General features: G+C 34.3%; 16 protein-coding genes. 13 read left to right on the top strand and 3 right to left on the bottom strand.

What is annotated here, in order from left to right; translation table 11 throughout:
- Nucleotides 1–46: 46 nt before the first annotated feature.
- The 3 genes from rpoC to AAGV28_RS03145 all read left to right on the top strand — a co-directional run bounded on the left by rpoC (nt 47) and on the right by AAGV28_RS03145 (nt 5,291).
- Nucleotides 47–4,357 (top strand): DNA-directed RNA polymerase subunit beta', encoded by a 4,311-nt coding sequence (rpoC, locus tag AAGV28_RS03155; RefSeq protein WP_373405371.1) that lies wholly within the window; start codon nt 47–49, stop codon nt 4,355–4,357.
- Nucleotides 4,358–4,465: 108 nt separating this feature from the next.
- On the top strand, nt 4,466–4,768 hold the full coding sequence (locus AAGV28_RS03150) for a DUF3467 domain-containing protein (protein WP_373405370.1): 303 nt from the start codon (nt 4,466–4,468) through the stop codon (nt 4,766–4,768).
- A 244-nt stretch (nt 4,769–5,012) separates the two neighbouring features.
- The gene (locus tag AAGV28_RS03145; RefSeq protein ID WP_373405369.1) at nt 5,013–5,291 is read left to right on the top strand and encodes a hypothetical protein; all 279 of its coding nucleotides are present in this window, start codon (nt 5,013–5,015) and stop codon (nt 5,289–5,291) included.
- Nucleotides 5,292–5,365: 74 nt separating this feature from the next.
- Here AAGV28_RS03145 and AAGV28_RS03140 read toward each other — a convergent pair whose 3' ends face one another.
- Nucleotides 5,366–6,955, bottom strand: coding sequence for a peptide chain release factor 3 (locus tag AAGV28_RS03140; RefSeq protein WP_373405368.1), 1,590 nt, complete (start codon nt 6,953–6,955; stop codon nt 5,366–5,368).
- Between the two features lie 259 nt (nt 6,956–7,214).
- Between AAGV28_RS03140 and AAGV28_RS03135 the strand changes: the two genes are divergently transcribed.
- The 5 genes from AAGV28_RS03135 (at nt 7,215) to AAGV28_RS03115 (ending at nt 16,752) form a co-directional block, all read left to right on the top strand.
- On the top strand, nt 7,215–8,624 hold the full coding sequence (locus AAGV28_RS03135; RefSeq protein ID WP_373405367.1) for a peptidylprolyl isomerase: 1,410 nt from the start codon (nt 7,215–7,217) through the stop codon (nt 8,622–8,624).
- Between the two features lie 79 nt (nt 8,625–8,703).
- A complete protein-coding gene (locus AAGV28_RS03130) occupies nt 8,704–9,657 on the top strand; it encodes an AAA family ATPase (protein ID WP_373405366.1) in 954 nt (317 codons plus the stop codon).
- Between the two features lie 319 nt (nt 9,658–9,976).
- Nucleotides 9,977–12,748: a bifunctional aconitate hydratase 2/2-methylisocitrate dehydratase gene (locus AAGV28_RS03125; protein WP_373405365.1), complete on the top strand. Its 2,772-nt coding sequence runs from the start codon at nt 9,977–9,979 to the stop codon at nt 12,746–12,748.
- Between the two features lie 117 nt (nt 12,749–12,865).
- Nucleotides 12,866–15,127 carry an aconitate hydratase gene (locus tag AAGV28_RS03120; protein WP_373405364.1) on the top strand — a complete coding sequence of 754 codons (2,262 nt, stop codon included), beginning with the start codon at nt 12,866–12,868 and terminating at the stop codon, nt 15,125–15,127.
- 221 nt (nt 15,128–15,348) lie between these two features.
- Nucleotides 15,349–16,752, top strand: coding sequence for a peptidoglycan endopeptidase (locus AAGV28_RS03115; RefSeq protein ID WP_373405363.1), 1,404 nt, complete (start codon nt 15,349–15,351; stop codon nt 16,750–16,752).
- 410 nt (nt 16,753–17,162) lie between these two features.
- Here AAGV28_RS03115 and AAGV28_RS03110 read toward each other — a convergent pair whose 3' ends face one another.
- Nucleotides 17,163–18,563 carry a Do family serine endopeptidase gene (locus AAGV28_RS03110; RefSeq protein WP_373405362.1) on the bottom strand — a complete coding sequence of 467 codons (1,401 nt, stop codon included), beginning with the start codon at nt 18,561–18,563 and terminating at the stop codon, nt 17,163–17,165.
- A gap of 136 nt (nt 18,564–18,699) precedes the next feature.
- On the opposite strand from AAGV28_RS03110, the gene dapF reads away from it, so the two are divergent.
- From dapF to AAGV28_RS03085, 5 genes are all read left to right on the top strand, one after another.
- Nucleotides 18,700–19,482 (top strand): diaminopimelate epimerase, encoded by a 783-nt coding sequence (gene dapF, locus AAGV28_RS03105; RefSeq protein WP_373405361.1) that lies wholly within the window; start codon nt 18,700–18,702, stop codon nt 19,480–19,482.
- A gap of 25 nt (nt 19,483–19,507) precedes the next feature.
- A complete protein-coding gene (locus AAGV28_RS03100) occupies nt 19,508–20,041 on the top strand; it encodes a GNAT family N-acetyltransferase (RefSeq protein ID WP_373405360.1) in 534 nt (177 codons plus the stop codon).
- Between the two features lie 10 nt (nt 20,042–20,051).
- Nucleotides 20,052–21,092: an endolytic transglycosylase MltG gene (gene mltG, locus AAGV28_RS03095; RefSeq protein ID WP_373405359.1), complete on the top strand. Its 1,041-nt coding sequence runs from the start codon at nt 20,052–20,054 to the stop codon at nt 21,090–21,092.
- Nucleotides 21,093–21,124: 32 nt separating this feature from the next.
- Nucleotides 21,125–22,006 carry a DUF2279 domain-containing protein gene (locus AAGV28_RS03090; protein ID WP_373405358.1) on the top strand — a complete coding sequence of 294 codons (882 nt, stop codon included), beginning with the start codon at nt 21,125–21,127 and terminating at the stop codon, nt 22,004–22,006.
- A 96-nt stretch (nt 22,007–22,102) separates the two neighbouring features.
- Nucleotides 22,103–22,741 (top strand): peptidoglycan-binding protein LysM, encoded by a 639-nt coding sequence (locus AAGV28_RS03085; protein ID WP_373405357.1) that lies wholly within the window; start codon nt 22,103–22,105, stop codon nt 22,739–22,741.
- Nucleotides 22,742–22,786: 45 nt separating this feature from the next.
- Here AAGV28_RS03085 and scpA read toward each other — a convergent pair whose 3' ends face one another.
- Nucleotides 22,787–24,952 carry a methylmalonyl-CoA mutase gene (scpA, locus tag AAGV28_RS03080; protein ID WP_373405356.1) on the bottom strand — a complete coding sequence of 722 codons (2,166 nt, stop codon included), beginning with the start codon at nt 24,950–24,952 and terminating at the stop codon, nt 22,787–22,789.
- Nucleotides 24,953–24,955 lie beyond the last annotated feature (3 nt).

The raw sequence follows: 24,955 nt of genomic DNA, 5'->3' as shown, positions 1-24,955 counted from the left end.
CTTGACTAAAATAATTTTAATTGCAAATAAATCAATAGTAAAAACTATGATGAATAATAGAAATAATAATAAAGAGAAAACCCAAGTAAAAAGGTTTGACAAAATTTCGATAGGACTAGCTTCTCCTGAATCCATCTTGAAAGAATCAAGAGGTGAAGTTTTAAAGCCAGAAACTATCAACTATAGAACACACAAACCAGAACGTGATGGTCTTTTCTGCGAAAGAATCTTCGGACCAGTAAAAGATTTCGAATGTGCTTGTGGTAAATACAAAAGAATCCGTTACAAAGGAATCATTTGTGACCGTTGTGGTGTTGAAGTTACTGAGAAAAAAGTACGTCGTGACAGAGTAGGACACATCAACCTTGTTGTGCCTATTGCTCATATCTGGTATTTCCGTTCTCTTCCTAATAAAATTGGTTACATCCTTGGTCTTCCATCTAAGAAATTAGATATGATTATTTACTACGAAAGATACGTAGTAATCCAAGCAGGTATTGCTAAAAATGCAGAAGGAGAATCATTACAAAGATTAGATTTCTTAACTGAAGAAGAATATTTGAATATTTTAGATACCCTTCCTCAGGATAACCAATATTTAGATGATTTTGATCCTAATAAATTTGTTGCCAAAATGGGAGCAGAATGTATTATGGATTTATTAGCTCGTATTGATTTAGATCAATTGTCTTACCAATTAAGACACTCAGCTAATAACGAAACGTCTAAACAACGTAAAACAGAAGCATTAAAAAGATTACAAGTTGTTGAATCATTCCGTGAGTCTAATTTGAACCGTGAAAACCGTCCAGAATGGATGATTATGAAAGTGGTTCCTGTTATTCCACCAGAATTACGTCCTCTTGTGCCACTTGATGGAGGTCGTTTTGCAACTTCAGATTTAAATGATTTATACCGTCGTGTAATCATCCGTAACAATCGTTTGAAAAGATTAATGGAGATTAAAGCTCCAGAAGTTATCTTGAGAAACGAAAAACGTATGTTGCAAGAATCAGTAGATTCACTTTTCGATAATACACGTAAAGCATCTGCTGTAAAAACAGAATCTAACAGACCATTAAAATCACTTTCTGACTCGTTAAAAGGTAAGCAAGGACGTTTCCGTCAAAACTTACTTGGAAAACGTGTGGATTATTCTGCTCGTTCGGTAATTGTTGTTGGACCTGAATTGAAATTATTCGAATGTGGATTGCCAAAAGATATGGCAGCTGAATTATACAAACCTTTTGTTATCCGTAAATTGATAGAAAGAGGAATTGTAAAAACAGTTAAATCTGCTAAGAAAATTATAGACAAAAAAGAGCCTGTAGTTTGGGATATTCTTGAGAATGTAATTAAAGGACACCCAGTATTACTGAATCGTGCTCCTACGTTGCACAGATTGGGTATTCAAGCTTTCCAACCAAAATTAATTGAAGGAAAAGCAATCCAATTACACCCATTAGTTTGTACAGCTTTCAACGCTGATTTTGATGGGGATCAGATGGCAGTTCACTTGCCATTAGGACCAGAAGCAATCCTTGAAGCGCAATTATTAATGTTAGCTTCTCACAATATTTTGAACCCTGCTAATGGTGCTCCAATTACGGTACCTTCTCAGGACATGGTTTTGGGTCTTTATTATATGACTAAAGAGCGTTTGTCTACTCCAGAAAAGAAAATTTTAGGAGAAGGACTTACTTTTTACTCTGCTGAAGAAACAAATATCGCATTAAACGAAGGAAGATTAGAATTAAATGCTCGTGTGAAAATTAGAGCAAAAGATTTTAATGATGAAGGAGAATTAGTATACAAAATTATCCAAACAACAGCGGGTCGTGTATTATTTAACGAAGTAGTACCAGAAGCTGCAGGATATATCAATGATGTATTGACTAAGAAAAACCTTAGAGATATTATCGGTCACGTATTAAATTCAACAAGTGTACCGGAAACGGCTGCCTTCTTGGATAACATGAAAGATATGGGGTATAAATTCGCATTCCGCGGAGGTTTATCATTCTCATTAGGTGATATTAGAATTCCTGAGCAAAAAACACAATTGATTGCTGACGCAAGAGAGCAAGTAGAAGGAATTTCTGCTAACTATAACATGGGTCTTATTACTAATAACGAACGTTACAACCAAGTTATTGACGTATGGACTTCTGCGAATGCACAATTGACCGAATTAGCAATGAAAAACATTAGAGAAGACCAACAAGGTTTCAACTCGGTGTATATGATGCTTGACTCTGGAGCTCGTGGATCTAAAGAACAGATCCGTCAGTTAACTGGTATGCGTGGTTTGATGGCTAAGCCTAAAAAATCGACTGCTGGTGGTGGTGAAATTATTGAAAACCCGATTCTTTCTAACTTTAAGGAAGGTCTTTCGATTCTTGAGTACTTTATCTCTACTCACGGTGCTCGTAAAGGTCTTGCGGATACGGCTCTTAAAACGGCAGATGCTGGATACTTGACTCGTAGATTACATGATGTTTCTCAAGACGTTATTGTAAACATCGAAGATTGTGGAACATTAAGAGGTGTTGAAGTTTCAGCATTGAAGAAAAATGAAGAAATCGTTGAATCATTAGGAGAAAGAATCTTAGGACGTGTTGCATTACAAGACGTAATTAATCCTTTGACTAATGAAGTATTAGTAGCTTCAGGACAACAAATTACGGAAGTAATCATGAAAGCCATCGAAGCTTCTCCATTAGAAAGTGTTGAAGTTCGTTCTCCATTAACATGTGAGGCATTAAAAGGTATTTGTGCTAAATGTTACGGACGTAACTTGGCAACTGGAAAAATGACTCAAAGAGGTGAGGCTGTAGGTGTTATTGCTGCACAGTCTATTGGAGAGCCAGGTACACAGTTAACACTTCGTACTTTCCACGTTGGAGGGGTTGCAGGAGGTATTTCTGAAGAGTCTAGTATTATTGCTAAATTCCCAGGAAAACTTGAAGTTGAAGATTTAAAAACTGTAAAAGGTGAAGATAATGAAGGAAACGAAGTGGATATCGTTGTTTCACGTTCTACAGAATTAAAATTAGTTGACGAAAAAACAGGTATTGTTTTAAATACACATAATATTCCTTACGGTTCTAGTATTTTTGTTAAAGACGGTCAGTCTATTGCAAAAGGAGATGTAATCTGTAAATGGGATCCATATAATGGAGTTATTGTTTCTGAGTTTACTGGTAAAATTGCTTACGAAGATTTAGAGCAAGGACAATCATTCATGGTTGAAATCGATGAGCAAACTGGTTTCCAAGAAAAAGTGATTTCTGAATCTAGAAACAAAAAATTAATCCCAACCTTATTAGTTTACGGTAAAGATGGTGAATTGATTCGTTCTTACAACTTACCAGTTGGAGCCCACTTAATGGTTGAAAACGGTGAGAAAATTAAAGCAGGTAAAGTATTGGTTAAAATCCCACGTCGTTCTTCTAAATCAGGAGATATTACGGGAGGTTTACCTAGAATTACTGAACTTTTAGAAGCACGTAATCCTTCTAATCCAGCTGTAGTTTCTGAAATTGATGGTGTTGTTTCTTTTGGAAAAATCAAAAGAGGTAACCGTGAGATTATCATTGAATCTAAATTTGGAGAAATTAAGAAATACTTAGTGAAATTATCTAGTCAAATTCTGGTTCAGGAAAATGACTTCGTAAGAGCGGGTATTCCTTTGTCTGATGGAGCAATTACTCCAGACGATATCTTGAGAATTCAAGGTCCAGCTGCTGTTCAACAGTACTTGGTTAACGAAATTCAAGAAGTTTACCGTTTGCAAGGGGTAAAAATCAACGACAAACACTTTGAGGTAGTTATTCGTCAAATGATGCGTAAAGTAAGGGTTCAGGATCCAGGAGATACTTTATTCTTAGAAGATCAATTGATTCACACTAAAGATTTTATCGTTGAAAACGATAAATTATATGGAATGAAAGTAGTTGAGGATGCAGGAGATTCTTCTAACTTAAAAGAAGGTCAAATTGTTACTCCACGTCAATTGAGAGATGAGAATTCTTTATTGAAACGTACTGATAAAAACCTAGTTGTTGCTCGTGATGTAGTTACTGCAACTGCAACTCCAGTATTACAAGGTATTACAAGAGCTTCGTTACAAACAAAATCATTCATTTCTGCGGCATCGTTCCAGGAAACTACTAAAGTATTAAACGAAGCTGCTGTAGCAGGTAAAGTGGATTACTTAGAAGGATTGAAAGAAAATGTAATTGTAGGTCACAGAATCCCTGCTGGTACAGGTATGAGAGAATATGATAATGCTATTGTAGGTTCGAAAGAAGATTACAATGATATGATGGCAAACAAAGAAGAATATATATACTAGTTTATAGTGATTAGTACTTAGTGATTAGTGATTAGTCTTATGGCTAATCACTTTTTGCTAATTATTTGTTACTAAGTACTAGTTACTAATCACTAAGAACTCATTTATATGAAAGATCAACAAGAACAAATTAATATTGAATTAGACGAAAAAACAGCTGAAGGAATTTATTCTAATTTGGCTATAATTAATCACTCGGCTTCAGAGTTTGTTTTGGATTTTGTAAGCATCATGCCAGGTGTCCCTAAGGCTAAGGTGAAGTCTAGAATTGTTTTAACTCCACAACACGCTAAGAGATTGTTAAAGGCTATTGGTGAAAATATTCACCGTTTTGAAGTAGCTCATGGCGAAATCAAAGATACGGAGCAAACACCTATTCCACTTAATTTTGGTCCTGCTGGACAAGCATAAAATTACAAAGGCTTTCATTTATTGAAAGCCTTTTTTCTTTGTTTTCCGGATGTAATTTGTCTTTTTTAGTAGCTAAACGAGTTTTGGGGTAGTTTATCGGAAATGTTTTTTACTGTTTATGTATTGCAATAGATTTGTTTCATAATAAAATCAAAACTGTAGCAACAAAGCCATGAACAACTTAAAAACAAATAACACGAATTCTAAATTAATACAATTGATATTTGTATTTGTGCTATTTTTTATGTTTTCCTCTTCAGTATTCAGTCAGTCTCAATCAGCATCTAATATGAGTTTTACTGAGAAATCAGAAACGACTAATGTGAAATTAGAAAGTTCAAGAGCGACTTCTAATATGGAATTTGCACTTTGGTTTATGGGAACAAAACAAGATCCTAATTCTACATTATCTACAGAAGGTAGTGCTAAGAAATTAATCATTACCTCTGGAATTGCACCAAATCGTTTGTTAATTAAAGCTTTTTTGAAAAAAGTAGTGAATTACGAAAATTCATTGTCTTAGTCATACTATTTCAACATAAAAAAAGGGTCACGTTTTAAAATATGACCCTTTTTTTATGGAATTAAGTGTTGTTTTTAGTCCATTTCAGAAGTAAAAAACAATTTAACACTTGGGTATTTATTCTGTGTCATTTGGATTGTAAAGTCCGAATCTGCTAGAAAAACCAATTGGTCGTATTTGTCTTTGGCTAAGAATTTTTGTTTGATTCGTTTGAATTCTTTAAACTCGTCATTTTTAGCATCATCTGGTTTTACCCAACAGGCTTTGTGTACAGGGAAGTTTTCATAAGTACATTTAGCACCGTATTCGTGCTCTAAACGGTATTGAATTACTTCATATTGAAGTGCTCCAACAGTACCAATTACTTTTCTGTTATTCATTTCTAAAGTAAACAACTGGGCCACACCTTCATCCATTAATTGGTCAACTCCTTTTTCCAGCTGTTTTGCTTTCATTGGGTCTGCATTATTAATGTATCTAAAATGTTCTGGAGAGAAACTTGGAATTCCTTTGAAACTCATGATTTCACCCTCGGTTAAAGTATCACCAATTTTGAAATTTCCAGTATCATGAAGTCCCACAATATCACCAGGATAAGAGATGTCTACAATTTCTTTTTTCTCAGCAAAAAAAGCATTCGGACTAGAAAATTTTAAATTTTTCTTTTGTCTAACATGATAATAAGGTTTGTTTCTTTCAAAAGTTCCAGAAACAATTTTGATAAAAGCCAAACGGTCACGGTGTTTTGGATCCATATTAGCATGGATTTTAAATACAAAACCGGATAGTTTTTCTTCTTTTGGATCTACCAATCGGGTTTCTGATTCTTTTGGTCTTGGAGAAGGAGCTATTGTAACAAAACAGTCTAATAACTCTCTAACACCAAAATTATTCAAAGCAGAACCAAAAAACACGGGTTGTAATTTTCCGTCCAGATAATCTTGTTGATTGAATTTTGGATAGACTTCGTCAATTAACTCTAATTCTTCACGTAAACGATCAGCTGGTTTTTGACCAATTATTTTTTCCAATTCAGGATTTTGAACATCCGAAAAAGCGATAGTTTCTTCGATGTTTTTTCGGCTGTCTCCACTAAACAAGTTGATGTTTTGTTCCCAAAGATTGTAAATTCCTTGAAAATCGTAACCCATTCCAATAGGGAAACTCAATGGAGTAACGGTAAGACCTAGTTTTTGTTCTACTTCATCCATCAAATCAAAAGCGTCATGACCCTCCCGATCTAATTTATTGATAAAAACAATAATTGGAATTTTACGCATTCTACAAACCGCAACTAATTTTTCAGTTTGTTCCTCAACTCCTTTTGCTACGTCAATTACTACAATAACGCTGTCAACTGCAGTTAAGGTTCTAAAAGTATCTTCTGCAAAATCCTTGTGCCCAGGGGTGTCTAGAATATTGATTTTTTTATCCTTATAATTGAATGCTAAAACTGAAGTAGATACCGAGATTCCTCTCTGACGTTCAATTTCCATGAAATCACTCGTCGCTCCTTTTTTAATTTTGTTGTTTTTTACAGCTCCTGCTTCCTGGATTGCTCCTCCAAAAAGTAATAATTTTTCGGTAAGAGTTGTTTTTCCAGCATCGGGATGCGATATAATTCCAAAGGTTCTTCTACGTTGTATTTCTTTTAAAAAGCTCATATTAAATATAAATAGTTTGCAAAAGTACTATTTATATATGCGATTTGAAAATAAATAAGTCTCCAGTTGATTTAGAGTATTTGTTGGTCAGACTTCTGTTCTATGGTTTGTTTTTTAAAAAAAGTTTTTTTGTAAAAGTCATTACTTGCTTTTTTCGAGTATAATTTTTTGTTAATAGTCAGGTGGAAACTTGTATAATGTAATTGAATTGTTATTTTTGTTCGTTTTTACTGAAATAAAATTTAAATAATATTCTTTAATGAAATCCATACATATTAAAAATGCACTTTTGTTTTTTGTACTTTTTTTGTTCAATACAGCAATTAATGCTCAGGAAATAATAAAAGACACTGTTGTTGCTGAAGTCAAAAAAGCAACTCCAAGTCAAAGACAAAAAATAGATGGTGTTATTGCTACAGTGGGGGATTACATAGTTTTGGATTCTGATATTGATAAGGCTTATTTAGAAATTTCTAGCCAGGGAGGTTCTGTAAAAGGCATTACAAGATGCCAAATGTTGGGTAAATTATTGGAAGATAAATTATATGCACATCAGGCTGTTCAGGATAGTGTTAAGGTTACAGATGCAGAGGTTAAGTCTATGATGGATGAACGTCTAACTTATATGATTCAACAAATTGGTTCCTTAGAAAAGGTAATTAAATATTATAAAAAAGATACCGAAGAAGAATTTAGAAGTTATTTTTTTGATATTTTAAAAGAAAACAAGCTAACATCTGAAATGCAAAAAAAGATAGTTGACGAAGTAGAAATTACGCCTGAAGAAGTTCGTAATTTTTTCAAGAAACTATCTAAAGACGAGTTGCCGGTTTTTGGTGCAGAAATGGAAGTTTCTCAAATCATAATTGAGCCTAAAATAACTGCAATTGAAAAACAAAAAGTAATTGATCAGTTGAATGGGTTTAAAAAAGACATTCAGGAAGGCTCTAGTTTTGCAACCAAAGCAGTTTTGTATTCTCAGGATCCAGGATCAAGATCTAGTGGAGGTTTTTATAAAATGACTCGAAAAACCCCTTTTGTTAAAGAGTTTAAAGATGTTGCCTTTGATTTAGAAGAAGGAGAAATATCTGCTCCATTTGAAACAGAATACGGTTATCATATTATTTATTTAGAAAAAATAAAAGGGCAAGAATTAGAATTACGTCACATATTATTAAGTCCTACCGTAAGCAAAGAAGCGCTGGAAGAAGCAAAACAAAAAGCTGATTTAGTTAGAAAACGTATTTTAGATAAAGAGATTACTTTTGCTGATGCAGCCAGAAGTTTGTCAGACCAAAAAGAAACAAGAGCAAATGGTGGGGTTTTGATTAATCCAAATACACAGGATACTCGTTTTGAATTGACTAAAATGGATCCTAATTTATATTCTCAAGTTTCTAATTTAAAGGATAATGAGATTTCGATGCCTATTTTAGATGAAACAACATCTGGAAAAAAACAATATAAATTAATCACTGTTACCAATAGAATTAATGAACATACTGCTGATTATGCTCAGGATTATGTAAAAATTAAAGAATTGGCTTTAAAAGAAAAGCAAATCAACGCCATAGGGAAATGGTTTGATGAAAAAATTAAAGAGACCTATATTAAAATTATTGGGGAATACAGAGATTGTAAATTTACAAATAACTGGTTGAAAAAATAATTTGGTCAAAATAAATAAAAAGAGTTAGTTTTATGAATTCATAAAGTTGACTCTTTTTTTAATTTAAAATAGTTTTAAAATGTCTGATGTAGCGGCAATACATAATTTAGTTCAAAAACATGCTGAATTAAAAAGTGAAATAGCAAAAATTATTGTTGGTCAAGAAAAAGTAATCGATCAGTTGTTGCTGTGTGTTTTTTCAGGCGGTCATGCGCTTTTAGTTGGAGTTCCGGGTTTAGCAAAAACATTGATGGTAAATACAATTTCAGAGGCACTTGGTCTTCATTTTAAAAGAATTCAGTTTACACCAGATTTAATGCCTTCGGATATTTTAGGGAGTGAAATTCTAGATGAAAACCGCCAATTTAAATTTGTAAAAGGGCCTGTTTTTTCGAATATTATTTTGGCAGATGAAATTAATAGAACACCCCCAAAGACTCAAGCAGCTTTATTGGAAGCTATGCAGGAGCGTTCGGTAACGATTGCCGGAATAAATCATAAATTAGATTTACCTTATTTTGTATTGGCAACTCAAAACCCAATTGAGCAAGAAGGAACTTATCCTTTGCCTGAAGCGCAGTTGGATCGTTTTATGTTTGCTGTAAAATTAGAATATCCTTCTTTTGAAGAAGAAGTTCAGGTGGTAAAAAGAACCACTTCTGATGTAAGTCAGAAAATAAATCCACTATTTACAGCTCAGGAAATTATCGGTTTTCAGCATTTAATTCGCCGAATTCCTGTGGCGGATAATGTGGTGGAATATGCTGTGACTTTAGTAAGTAAAACACGTCCTGATAGTAATTTGGCAACCGATTTTGTTAAGAATTATTTAGATTGGGGAGCTGGTCCAAGAGCGTCTCAAAATTTGATTTTAGCTGCTAAAGCACACGCGGCTTTTAATGGAAAATTTTCTCCAGATATTGAGGATGTTATTGCGGTGGCAACATCAGTTTTAAGACACCGAATTATTAAAAATTATAAAGCTGACGCCGAAGGAATTACTGAGGAAATGATAATAGCCAAACTGGTTTAATGCTTCTTAAAGTAGTTGTTTTGTTGTAAATAATAATCTTCTATGTAACAACATGTTTTAAGTTTGTTATAAAACAGATTGTGTATTTGCTGATTGTTTGTAAAAGAAGGTAAAATTTAGTTTTTTCTTAATATTATGTCTTCTTAGTGCATATTTTTCAATAATCAATTTTTTGTCAATCCAGAGGGGGTAAAATTTTTTAAAATCTCAGCTTTAATAACTAAATTTGCATCACAAATAAAAAAAAACCTAAAATTATGGCTTTTGAATTTGAATTAATCAAAGGAATCAGCTATTAACATTGAAAAAGCCTTCTATTATGAATACTTATAAGGATTATATCCAAGAGATTGAAGAACGAAAAGGTCAAGGGCTTAACCCAAAACCAATTGATGGTGCTGAATTGCTAAGCGAAATCATTGCACAAATTAAAGATTTGAATAATGAGTACAGAGAAGACTCTCTTAACTTCTTTATTTACAATGTTGTTCCTGGAACTACTCCTGCTGCTAATGTAAAAGCTAATTTTTTAAAAGAAATCGTTTTAGGGCAATCAGTAGTTGCTGAAATCACACCAGCTTTTGCTTTAGAATTGTTATCACACATGAAAGGTGGGACTTCTATAAAGGTTTTACTTGATTTAGCTTTAGGTGCTGATGTAGCTATTGCTAAACAAGCTGCAGAAGTTTTGAAAACACAAGTTTATCTTTATGAAGCAGATACAGATCGTTTAGAAGCAGCTTTTAAAAGCGGAAATGAAATTGCTAAGGATATTCTAGAAAGCTACGCCAAAGCAGAGTTTTTTACTAAATTACCTGAAATTGCTGAAGAAATTAAGGTAATTACATATATTGCTGGTGAAGGAGATATTTCAACTGATTTACTTTCTCCAGGTAACCAAGCGCACTCACGTTCCGATCGTGAACTTCATGGAAAATGTTTAATTTCTCCTGAAGCACAAGCTGAAATAAAAGCATTAGCAACTGCGAATCCTGATAAGAGCGTAATGTTAATTGCTGAAAAAGGAACTATGGGTGTAGGTTCATCCAGAATGTCAGGTGTAAATAACGTGGCACTTTGGACAGGAAAACAAGCAAGTCCTTATGTACCATTTATTAATATTGCTCCAATCGTTGCAGGAACAAATGGTATTTCTCCAATTTTCCTAACAACTGTTGATGTTACTGGTGGTATTGGTCTTGACCTTAAAAACTGGGTAAAAAAATTGGATGAAAATGGAAAACCTCTTCTTAATGAGAGTGGTGATCCTATTCTTGAGGAAGTTTACTCTGTTGCTACAGGTACTGTTCTTACAATTAATACAAAAACTAAGAAACTTTACAACGGCGATAAAGAATTAATTGATATTTCTAAGGCATTCACTCCTCAGAAAATTGAATTTATAAAAGCAGGTGGGTCTTACGCTATTGTTTTTGGAAAGAAATTGCAAACATTTGCTTCAAAGACTCTTGGTATTCCTATTTTGCCTGTATATGCTCCGTCAAAAGAAGTGTCTGTTGAAGGACAAGGTCTTACAGCCGTAGAGAAAATTTTTAATAAAAATGCGGTTGGAACAACTCCAGGTAAAGTTTTACATGCTGGTTCTGATGTTCGTGTTACTGTAAATATTGTTGGTTCGCAAGATACAACTGGTTTGATGACTTCTCAGGAATTAGAGTCTATGGCTGCTACTGTGATTTCTCCAATTGTTGACGGTGCTTACCAATCAGGATGTCATACTGCTTCAGTTTGGGATAATAAATCTAAGGCTAATATTCCTAGATTAATGAAATTTATGAATGACTTCGGATTGATCACGGCTCGTGACCCAAAAGGCGTTTACCATTCAATGACTGATGTAATTCACAAAGTACTTAATGATATTACTGTAAATGAGTGGGCTATCATCATCGGTGGAGACTCTCATACAAGAATGTCTAAAGGTGTTGCTTTTGGTGCTGACTCAGGAACTGTTGCTCTTGCTTTGGCTACAGGAGAAGCTTCTATGCCAATTCCAGAATCTGTGAAAGTAACTTTCAAAGGAGATATGAAAGGATACATGGATTTCCGTGATGTAGTTCATGCTACACAAGCTCAAATGCTTAAAACATTTGGAGGAGAGAATGTATTCCAAGGAAGAATTATAGAGGTTCACTTAGGAACTCTTAATGCGGATCAAGCCTTTACGTTTACGGATTGGACTGCTGAGATGAAAGCGAAAGCTTCTATCTGTATTTCTGAAGATGCTACTTTGATTGAGTCGTTAGAGATGGCAAAAGGTAGAATCCAAATCATGATCGACAAAGGAATGGACAATAAAAATCAAGTTCTTAAAGGATTGATTGCTATTGCTGATAAGAGAATTGCTGAGATTATTTCAGGTGAAAAACCAGCCTTAAGACCAGATGCAAATGCTAAGTATTACGCTGAAGTTATTGTAGATCTAGATCAGATTGCTGAACCAATGATTGCAGATCCAGATGTTAATAATGCAGATGTTTCTAAAAGATATACTCACGATACTATTAGACCTTTATCTTTCTATGGAGGAGTTAAAAAAGTAGATCTTGGATTTATCGGATCTTGTATGGTTCATAAGGGTGATATGAAAATCTTGGCTCAAATGCTTAAAAATATAGAAACGCAAAATGGTAAAGTAGAGTTTAAAGCACCACTTGTTGTTGCGCCACCTACTTATAATATCGTAGATGAGTTGAAAGCAGAAGGTGATTGGGAAGTTTTACAAAAATATTCTGGTTTTGAATTTGACGATAATGCCCCTAAAGCAGCTGCTCGTACTTCGTATGAAAACATGTTGTATTTAGAGCGTCCAGGTTGTAATCTTTGTATGGGTAACCAAGAAAAAGCAGAAAAAGGAGATACGGTTATGGCAACTTCTACACGTCTTTTCCAAGGAAGAGTTGTGGAAGATACAGAAGGTAAAAAAGGAGAGTCTTTACTTTCTTCTACGCCAGTTGTAGTTTTGTCAACAGTACTAGGTAGAACTCCAACAATTGAAGAATATAAAACGGCTGTTGAGGGAATTAATCTAACTAAATTTGCTCCATCTCATAAGTTGTTAGTAAAATAATAACATAATTAGTTAATATTATCAAAAGCCCGAGTCATTGACTTGGGCTTTTATTTTATAGCTTCTTAAATTTTTGTATCTTGTGTGTTCAAAAAAAATAATAAAAACAATATACAAATGGCATTTGATATCGAAATGATTAAAAAAGTGTATCACAACATGACTAGTCGTGTTGATGCTGCACGTAAAATAGTTGGAAAACCACTTACTTTAACAGAGAAAATTTTATACAGTCACCTTTGGGACGGTGTTGCTAAGCAAGCTTACGGAAGAGGTGTTGATTATGTTGATTTTGCTCCAGATAGAGTAGCTTGCCAAGACGCAACGGCTCAAATGGCTTTATTGCAATTTATGCACGCTGGAAAGAAAACAGTTGCTGTTCCTACAACAGTACACTGTGATCACTTGATTTTGGCTAAGAACGGAGCCGAATTTGATTTGGCGGCAGCCAATAAACAATCCAAAGAGGTTTTTGATTTCCTTTCTTCAGTGTCTGATAAATATGGAATTGGTTTCTGGAAACCAGGTTCAGGAATTATTCACCAAATCGTCTTGGAAAACTATGCATTTCCCGGAGGAATGATGATCGGTACCGATTCTCATACTGTAAATGCAGGTGGATTAGGTATGTTGGCAATTGGTGTTGGTGGTGCTGATGCTGTAGATGTAATGTCAGGAATGTCTTGGGAACTAAAATTTCCAAAATTAATAGGTGTAAAATTGACTGGAAAATTATCGGGTTGGACTGCACCAAAAGATGTGATCTTAAAAGTGGCTGATATTCTAACCGTAAAAGGTGGTACAGGATCTATTGTTGAATATTTTGGAGAAGGAGCAACTTCAATGTCTTGTACTGGAAAAGGAACTATCTGTAATATGGGAGCCGAAATTGGAGCGACTACTTCTACATTCGGATACGATGATTCAATGAGAAGATACCTTTCTGCAACAGGGCGTCAAGATGTGGTTGATGCTGCTGATAAAGTAGCTTCTTACTTAACAGGAGATCCTGAAGTATATGCTGATCCGGCAACTTATTTTGATCAAGTAATTGAGATTAATCTTTCAGAGTTAGAACCACACATTAATGGCCCTTTTACGCCAGACAGAGGAACTCCGGTTTCTCAAATGAAAGCAGAAGCTGCTGCAAACGGGTGGCCTATTAAAGTAGAATGGGGATTAATCGGTTCTTGTACCAACTCTTCTTACGAAGATATGGCTCGTGCCGCATCAATCGTAAACCAAGCTGTAGAACACGGAATTACTCCAAAAGCAGAATTCGGAATCAATCCAGGTTCGGAGCAAATTAGATATACTATCGAAAGAGACGGAATTATTGCCACTTTCGAAAAAATGGGAACTAAAGTATTTACCAATGCTTGTGGGCCATGTATCGGACAATGGGATAGAGCAGGAGCCGACAAACAAGAGAAAAACACAATCGTTCACTCCTTTAACCGTAACTTTTCAAAACGTGCCGATGGTAATCCAAACACGCACGCCTTTGTAACGTCACCAGAAATGGTGGCCGCATTAGCAATTTCAGGAAGATTGGACTTTAATCCTTTGACTGATAATTTAATAAATGATAAAGGCGAAGAAGTGAAATTGAATGCTCCATTTGGTGATGAATTACCATCAAAAGGATTTGATGTAGAGGATGCAGGTTTTCAAGCACCTGCTGAAGATGGGTCTTCAGTTAAAATAGTAGTAAGTGAAACTTCAGATCGTTTGCAATTATTAGCTCCATTTGATGCCTGGGATGGTAAAAATATTACGGGTGCTAAATTATTGATTAAAGCGTTTGGTAAATGTACTACCGATCATATTTCAATGGCTGGGCCATGGTTGCGTTACCGTGGACACTTAGATAATATTTCTAATAATATGTTGATTGGTGCTGTAAACGCATTTAACCAAAAGACAAACTCTGTTAAAAACCAATTAACCGGTGGGTATGAAGCAGTCCCGGCTGTAGCTCGTGCCTATAAAGCAGCTGGAGTGCCTTCGGTAGTTATAGGAGATCACAATTATGGGGAAGGTTCTTCCCGTGAGCATGCTGCAATGGAACCACGTTTCTTAGGTGTGAAAGCAGTATTGGTAAAATCTTTTGCCCGCATTCACGAAACAAATCTTAAAAAACAAGGTTTATTAGGACTGACCTTTGCTAATGAAGCTGATTATGATAAAATCGAAGAGGATGACACGATTAATTTTATTGATTTAGTTGATTTTGCTCCAGGAAAACCATTAACAATAGAATTTGTTCACGCTAATGGTACTAAAGATATTATTTTGGCTAATCACACCTATAATGCTAGTCAAATTGGTTGGTTTGTTGCTGGATCAGCATTAAATTTGATTGCTGCGCAAGTATAATTTACTTTTTATTATAATAAAATGCGTTCTGTGTAAACAGAGCGCTTTTTTTTTGAATATATACTAAAAAATTGCTTAAAGTGCTAGTAAAGTTGGGTTTATTGGTATTAAAATGTTAAATTCGCTTTTATAAAATTTTTGTTGTTAGAAAAATTCTTTTTTAGTGTTGTTTTCTAATGAGTTGAAAATGAATAAGCTGTGGTTTAATTTAAAATATTTTTATGAGGTGTAAATTTTGGATTCTATTATTGGTTCTATTTAGTAAGTTTAATGGTTTTTCTCAGGAAAAATACGTTAAACACACAGTTGCTAAAGGTGAAACAATATCCAAAATTGCAGAACAATACAATGTAAAGCCAGCAGCTATCTACGAAATTAATCCTGACGCCAAAAAAGGGATAAAGTTTAAAGAAATTTTATTAGTGCCAGTCACTTCGGTTAAAACTGAAAAAATAGTAGCTAATCCTCCTGTAAGACAAAAACAACATCTAGTTTTAGCAAAAGAAACCATATATGGAATTGCAAAGCAATACGGAATAAAAGTAACTGAATTGTATGTTTTAAATCCTTTTTTAGAAAAAAGAGGTTTACGAGTTGGGAATACTATTAATGTTCCTGTTGTTGAATCGAATGATTTAGTTGTAGAGAATGTTCCTCAAAAAGAATTTACTCCAGTAAAATCAGAAAAGAAAGATGCTTTAGTTGTTGCTGATAATGATTTTAAAAGAAATATTATTAAAGAGGTCTTAGCAAAAGAAACACTTTATGGTATTGCTAAAGAATATGGTCTTTCAGTTGCTGATATTGAAAAAGCCAATCCGATATTAGAAACGCAAGCATTAAGAGTTGGTCAGAAAATTATAATTCCAGTCACCAATAAACAGCTTATAGAAGGAAATGATGTTTTAATTAATAAAGAGCAATTAAATGTTGACGCTAAAATTAGCGCAGCTGCAATTGTAGCAACTGAAGTTAAGCTAGTAGATGATATTCAAGTAGAAGTTATTCATGAAGTCGTTGCTAAAGAAACAAAATACGGAATTGCAAAAGAATTTGGACTTACCGTGAAAGAATTGGAAACCCAAAATCCTAAGATTGTAAATAAGCTTTTAGTAGGAGAGAAACTAACGATTCGAACTTCAAAATCGAATATAAAAACAACTTCTAAAGATTATTTTAGTAATGAGGCTTTGAGTGCTAATGGAGAGACAAAATATAAAGTGAACGGATTTCAGGGAGGTGATTTTGTAGATCAATTAATTTCTACAGCATCAGAAAATATAGGAATACGTTATAGAACAGGAGGTACTTCTAAGGAAGGTTTTGATTGTTCAGGGTTAATGTGTTCTGCCTTCGGAGCTTATGATATACAATTGCCTAGAACTTCTTTTGAACAATCCCAATTTGGGATGAAAATTGATACTGAAAAAGCTCAAAAAGGGGATTTAATCTTTTTTAGAACTAATGGTCGTAGTCGAATTAATCATGTAGGAATGGTGGTTGAAGTTGCTCCTGATGGAGAGATTAAATTTATCCATGCTTCAGTGGGTAATGGTGTAATTATTTCGTCAATAAAAGAGAAATATTACAGTAAAAGAGTAACTCAAATCAATCGGGTTTTATAAAGTTCGTGGGTTGTAGAGTAAGATGTAAAGTGCTTTAAGGCGCTTTTTTATGTTCTATTTTTAGGTAATTAATAGGGTTTCTGTATAATAAATACTAATTGCAAGATGAGAATTTTCTAAGTTAAGTTCTGTTTTTTTATTTTGTAAGGTTCTTTTGTTTTTAGGTTTATAGAAAATTATTAAAAGATTTTCAAAACTTCGAAGGTGATTTAAATTAACCTCATAATCTAATTCAAATTTTTTAAAGCAGATAGACTTTTAAGTATAGTTGTATAAAAAAATAGGAGAAGTCATTTAGTTGCTTTTATTGGTATTTGAAGTTTGTAGATGAAAGTAATTGTATTCAATTGAGATAAAAAAAAGCCAGTAAAACAAATGTCTTACTGGCTTTGGATGATATGGATAAAATATTAGATAATGATTCGAATAATTTCTCCGTTTTTATTAATCATTTCAATTCGAACGCTTTGTCGTTCATCTTTACTGTTTAAAAGTTTAGAAGCGCTTTCAATATCGTTCACTTTTACATTGTCTATACTTAGTATAATATTTCCAGTTAGTTCGTCAGCATATTGGCTTAAGTTCTCATTTTTAATCGACTTGATTTTTACACCATAATCAACGTTGAATTTCTTTTTATCTGCACTCGAAATGTTTTCTAGCTCCATTCCTTTAAATTCAGTGCTAAAAAATTCGTTTTTGCTTAAGGTAACTGGAATAATCTTAGTGTCACCATCTCTAATAATGCTTACGGCTACTTTATCATTTGGTCTTTTCGTATTGATATATCCAGAAAGATCAGCAAAAGTAGAAATGTTTTGATTGTCAATTTTTACAATAATATCACCTTTTCGCAAACCAGATTTATCCGCGCCAGTGTTTTTTCTAACATTATTGATATAGAAACCTTGGGTTTGTTTTACGCCTAATTCTTTAGAAACACTGGAATTCAATTCGCCTCCTTCAACGCCTAAAATTCCTCGTTGCACATTACCAAATTCCATAATATCTTCGATTATTTTTCGAGTAATATTAGAAGGAACAGCAAAAGAATAACCTACATAAGAACCCGTCATAGATGTAATCATAGTGTTGATTCCAATTAAATCACCACGAGTATTTACTAATGCACCACCACTATTTCCAGGATTTACAGCTGCATCTGTTTGAATGAAGGATTGGATACCATCAGTTCCAAGATTTCTAGCTTTTGCCGAAACAATCCCTGCAGTTACCGTAGAAGTAAGGTTATACGGATTTCCTACTGCCAAAACCCATTCGCCCACTTTTACATCATCAGAATTTCCAAAAGCAGAGTATGGTAATTTTTCATCGGCATCAATTTTCAGCAAGGCAATATCCATTTTAGAATCAGTTCCAATCAGTTTTGCTTTGTATGATTTTCGGTTGTTTAAGGTAATTTCAATTTCTGATGCGTCTTTTACAACGTGATTATTGGTTACAATATAACCATCTTCTGAAATAATAACGCCAGAGCCCGTACCCACTTGTTCTTGAGATTGTCCTCCCTTATAACCGTAGAAAAATTCAAGCATTGGATTGTTCACTTTGTGATACGATACATTTTTTACGTGAACAACACTGTGTATTGTTTTATCTGCTGCCTCAGTAAAATCGAGTACATCCGAAGATAAACCTACTCTTTTTGTGTAATTATCAGACGCTAATGTTGTTATTGTTTTTTTATCATTCGAAAAATAACCGCCATTATCAAATAATAATTTGTAAGCCCCTAATGTTGTGGCTCCACTTAATAAAGACACTAAAAATAGATTAGAAAATCGTTTCATAATAGAGATCGTTTTTGTGTTATTTATAAAGTAAATTTAAAGCGAAAAATGGATGTTAAAAAACACTTTAACGCTGTTTAACAATGATTAACATTTCATTAATAGTTCGTACTTTTGTACAACAAAATTAGAAATAATGTTAATACAATTTTATAAATATCAAGGTACTGGAAATGATTTTGTGATGATTGATAATCGTTCTGGGTTTTTTCCAAAAGAAAATACAAAACTTATTGAACGTCTTTGCGATAGACGATTCGGAATTGGAGCAGATGGACTTATTTTGCTCGAAAACGATGCAACTACTGATTTTAAGATGGTGTATTACAACTCCGATGGAAACCAAAGTACGATGTGCGGGAATGGTGGAAGATGTTTAGTGGCTTTTGCGAAACAATTAGATGTAATTGGGGATACAACCTCTTTCAATGCCATTGACGGATTGCATCATGCTTCTGTGGATCCAGAAGGAATTGTTTCTTTACAAATGATCGATGTAGATGGAATAAAAACTACAGCCGATTATAGTTTTTTAAATACAGGTTCGCCGCATCACGTACAATTAGTTGACGATTTAGAAAATTACAATGTCAAAGAAAATGGAGCTGCTATTCGTTATGGAGAATTGTACGGCAAAACGGGAAGCAATATCAATTTTGTAAAAAAAATTGACGAGGCAACTTTTGCACTTCGTACCTATGAGCGTGGAGTAGAAGATGAAACCTTAGCTTGTGGAACTGGGGCAACCGCCGCAGCCATTGCAATGAATGCTATTGGACAAACTAATTTGACTGATATCAATATGAATGTTGAAGGAGGAAAACTATCGGTTTCTTTTGAAAAACAAGGTAATAAATATGTAAATGTCTTCCTGAATGGTCCTGCAAAATTTGTTTTTGAAGGTACATTCGAAATTTAATATCCAGAAAATTCCTCAACTCTACATGATAACATTAAAAGGCGAAAACATATATCTCCGCGCACTCGAGCCTAATGATTTGGAGTTTGTGTATGCAATGGAGAACGATGAAAGTATCTGGGAAGTGAGTAATACTCAAACACCCTATAGCCGCTTTTTAGTTCGCCAATATCTTGAAAATGCCCATCAGGATATTTATGAAGCCAAACAATTGCGATTGGCCATTTGTCAAGATGAAGATTTTCCAGCCATAGGATTGATTGATTTATTTGATTTTGATCCAAAAAACAATAGAGCAGGCGTGGGAATCTTAATTCAGGACAATGCTTATAGAAATCAAAAGATAGGTTCTGAAGCTTTGGATTTGTTAATTCGCTATTCCTTTAGACATTTAAATTTACATCAATTGTATGCAAATATTGGTACACAAAATGAAGCAAGTAAAGCACTTTTTACTAAATTTGGCTTTCAATGTATAGGTGTCAAAAAGGATTGGAATCTTATCGACGGAACGTATCAAGACGAAGCCATCTATCAATTAATTAATCAACAATTTTAAATTTTTAGCTTTGAGCACAAAAAAAATTATTTCAATCGTTTCCATTGTTGTTATCTCGGGATTGATTATTTATGGTTTTGTTTTAATTGGACAAATATTTTCAAGTAATACAAAATTCACTGAGAAAGAAATCTATATTCATATTCCGACCGATGCTACTTACGAGCAAGCACTGGATTCATTAGCTCTTTATGTAGATAATATAGATCATTTTGAAATGGTGGCTAATAAAATGAGTTATCCTGAAAATGTAAAATCAGGTCGTTTTTTATTAACTAACGGAATGAATAGTTATAAATTGGTAAAAGCCATGCGATACAATGTTCCTGTAAAATTAGCTTTTAATAACCAAGAGCGAATTGAAAATTTGGCGGGGCGTGTGGGTTCTCAAATTGAAGCCGATAGTTTGTCTTTGCTGAATTCATTTAAAGATTCTATCTTTTTAAAAGAAAATGATTTTACCGAGGAGAACGTTTTATCGATGTTTATTGCCAATACTTATGAAGTGTACTGGGATACTTCGGCTGAGAAGTTTAGAGATAAAATGATCAAGGAATACCGTAATTTTTGGAATGAGGAACGAGTTGCGAATGCTAAAAAACAAGGATTGACACCTACAGAGGCAACCACATTGGCTTCTATTGTACACAAAGAATCAATTAAAAAAGACGAAAGACCAAGAATTGCTGGAGTTTACTTGAATAGACTCCGATTAGGAATGCCACTTCAGGCAGACCCTACAGTAATTTATGCTAAAAAGAAACTGGATGATGATTTTAATCAGATTATAAAACGAGTTTTTTATAAAGATTTGTTTTTAAACTCACCATACAACACTTATAAAGTGATTGGACTTCCTCCTGGACCTATTGCTATGCCAGATATTACAGCGCTTGAAGCGGTTTTAAGTCCAGAAAAAAATGATTTTATTTATTTTTGTGCTAGTGTAGATCGTTTTGGTTACCATGAATTTGCAGCTACTTTGGAAGAGCATAATGTGAATGCCAAAAAATATTCTAATTGGATTAATTCCCAAGGAGTTAAGAGGTAGTTTTGAAGAAAACCATTTTACTTTTCTTTTTTTTGCTTACAATATCTAGTTGTATAGCTCAAGGTGGACTACAGCGTTTTTTAAAACCTACGGATACTTTAAATTCGAAAAGAACTAAGGCTGTTATCATTTCAGAAATAGCAGTTTCGGCGGTAGCATTAGTAGGTTTAAACCAATTATGGTATGCTGATTATCCCAGATCAAAGTTTCATTTTATTAATGACAACCAAGATTGGTTGCAAATGGATAAAGCGGGACACGTTTATTCTTCTTACCATTTAGGACGATTGGGAAGCGAAATGTTAGAATGGAGTGGCGCCAGTTCTAAAAAACAATTGATTTATGGCGCAAGTTTAGGATTTGGATTTCTAACTGCTGTAGAAGTGCTTGATGGATTCTCTGCGAAATGGGGGGCATCTACAGGAGATGTAATAGCAAATGCTACTGGAACAGCTTTGTATATTTCTCAAGAATTGCTTTGGAAAGAGCAGCGCATTGTACCTAAGTTTTCTTTTCACACTACGCAATATTCAAAATACCGACCAGAAGTTTTAGGAAGCAGTTTTTCCGAACAAATTCTAAAAGATTACAATGGTCAAACCTATTGGTTGTCGGCTAATTTAAAATCCTTTTTTAAAGATTCAAAAATTCCTAAAATTTTAAATGTCGCTATCGGTTATGGAGCAGATGGAATGTTGAGTGGAAAAGGAGAAAATTCTGCTTTTATTTCGAACGAAAATTGGCCCAGATCACGACAATTTTATCTGAGTTTGGATCTGGATCTGACTAAAATTGAAACAAATTCTCATTTTTTGAGGACTTTATTCTCTGTTTTTTCGGTTTTAAAAATTCCTGCTCCTGCGCTTGAGTACTCAGCTAACGAGGGTTTTAGAACTCATATTTTGTATTTTTAGAAAGCTTTAACGTGTTGATTTACAGTTTTATGAAAAAAGTTGTATCTTTGCATGCAGAAATTTCTGAACGTGACAGGTTGAGAAGAAAAACAATTTATGAGAAAAAAATGGTATTTTTACACCAGCTTAACTGTAATTATTGTCTTTTTAAGTTACAGTTTTAAACCACTAAAGTTAGATACAAAAGAGTGGTTTTTGAGAAAAAATAATGATGGAGCACAGTACCAATTTCCATCACTCCAACAAGAGGATTATACGAGTTTAAATATTCCTTATACGGGAAATTTATTCATTGCTTTCAAAGAAGCAATAGGATTCAGAGAATCCGAAAACAAGTATAAAAAGGTCAATTCCTTAGGGTATTTAGGAAAGTACCAGTTTGGGAATCAAACATTAAGGTCCATTGGAATTCATGACACTCAAAAATTCCTAAAAAGTCCTAAACTACAAGAAAAAGCATTTGTTGCTTTATTATCCAAAAATAAATCTATTTTACGGGATGTTATTGAAAAATACGACGGAAAGGTCGTAAACGGTATTTTAATAACTGAATCGGGAATTTTAGCAGCAGCTCATCTTGGTGGTGCTGGTTCTGTAAAAAAATACTTTAGAAGTAATGGGAAAAGGTATATTAAGGATGCTTACGGTACCTCGATACAGAGTTATTTAAAAGCATTTGGGGGTTATGATACTTCATTTATCCAGCCCAATGTTAATGCAGTAGTTACGCTTTAATTTATATAGAGAAGCCATTTGTTTCATAACAAATGGCTTCTTTTTTTATTCTTCGTTGATAAATAAATTTAAGATTTTCAAAGCAATTTTACTTATGTTGGTTCCAGGGCCAAAAATAGCCGATACGCCAGCATCAAAAAGGTATTGATAATCTTGCGTTGGAATTACTCCACCTACTACAACCATTATATCCTCTCGACCTAGTTTTTTAAGTTCCTTAATCAGCTGCGGAACTAATGTTTTATGTCCAGCAGCAAGAGAGGAAATGCCTAAAATATGAACATCATTTTCCATGGCTTGTTTGGCAGTTTCGACTGGAGTTTGAAATAGTGGACCAATGTCAACATCAAAACCAATGTCGGCAAATGCTGTAGCAACTACTTTCGCACCTCTATCGTGTCCGTCTTGTCCCATTTTTGCAACCATAATTCTAGGACGACGACCTTCTTGCTTGGCAAAAATATCTGCTAGTTGTCTCGCTTTTTCAAAACTTTTGTTCTCTTTGATTTCTTTACTATACACACCGCTAAAAGATTTAATTTGCGCTTTATGTCTTCCAAAAATAGTCTCTAATGCCTGACTAATTTCGCCTAATGTAGCCCTTTCTCGAGCAGCATCAATGGCTAATTCCAGTAAATTTCCAGCTCCGGTTTGGGCGCAAACAGTAATTTTTTCTAAAGCTTCTTTTACTTTTAAAGCATTTCGATTGGCTTTTACTTGATGCAGACGTTCGAGTTGTTGTTTTCTAACCTTTTCAATGTCAATATCTAAGATTTTTAAAGGTACTTCTTTTTTTAATTGAAATTTATTGATGCCTACAATGATATCTTGTTCACTGTCTATGCGAGCTTGTTTTCTGGCAGCGGCTTCTTCGATTCGCAATTTTGGAATTCCAGTGGCTAATGCTTTAGTCATTCCACCAAGAGCTTCGATTTCTTCAATGAGTTTCCAGGCTTTTTCGGCAATTTCATGTGTTAAACTTTCCACATAATAACTTCCAGCCCAGGGATCAACCGTTTTGCTAATTTTCGTTTCTTCCAATAAAAACAATTGGGTATTTCGGGCTATTCTTGCCGAAAAATCGCTAGGCAATGCCATGGCTTCATCTAAGGCATTAGTATGAAGTGATTGTGTTCCACCAAAAATTGCCGCTGAAGCTTCAATACAAGTACGGGCTACGTTGTTAAACGGATCCTGAGCGGTTAAACTCCAACCGCTAGTTTGACAATGCGTTCTTAAAGTAAGTGATTTGGTATTTTTAGGATTGAAAGTTTTAATTAGTTTGGTCCAAATCATCCTTGCCGCTCTCATTTTGGCAATTTCCATAAAATGATTCATTCCAATTCCCCAGAAAAAAGACAATCTCGGAGCAAATTCATCGATTTTCATTCCTGTTGAAAGTCCAGTTCTCACATATTCTAATCCATCGGCAAGTGTGTAAGCCAATTCAATATCGGCGGTAGCTCCTGCTTCTTGCATGTGATAGCCTGAAATAGAAATCGAATGAAATTTGGGCATTTTTTTGCTGGTATATTCAAAAATTGCTGCCGTTATTTTCATCGAAGCCTCAGGTGGATAAATATAAGTATTTCGTACCATGAATTCTTTAAGAATATCATTTTGAATGGTTCCCAAAAGTTGTTCTGGTTGGACACCTTGCTCTTCGGCAGCTACAATATAAAACGCCATAATGGGTAAAACCGCTCCATTCATAGTCATGGAAACCGACATCTTATCTAAAGGAATTTGGTCAAATAATATCTTGAAATCTTCTACCGTATCTATGGCAACTCCTGCTTTTCCAACATCGCCTGCTACACGTTCGTGATCCGAATCATAACCGCGATGGGTTGCTAAATCAAAAGCGATAGAAAGTCCTTCTTGTCCTGCGTGGATGTTTTTTCTATAAAACGCATTGCTTTCTTCGGCAGTGGAGAAACCTGAATATTGACGAATAGTCCAGGGTTTTTGAACATACATCGTAGTGTAAGGTCCACGAAGATAAGGAGGAAATCCAGCAGCAAAATCCAGATGTTCCAAATCTTCAATATCTTTTTCCGAATAATTTTGTTGGAGTTCGATTTCTTCGGCTGTAACAAAATTATTAGAGGTAGCATCTGTTTTTTCTTTTGCAAAAGTAGGCTCGAAGCTAGAATTAGCTTCAGATTTTTGATTGTCGAGTTGAATGTGTTTAAGGTCTTTTCGAATCATTTG

The sequence above is a fragment of the Flavobacterium zubiriense genome (assembly GCF_041729725.1).
Taxonomy (GTDB): Bacteria; Bacteroidota; Bacteroidia; order Flavobacteriales; family Flavobacteriaceae; genus Flavobacterium; species Flavobacterium zubiriense.
This window is presented reverse-complemented; position numbering and strand designations above follow the sequence as displayed.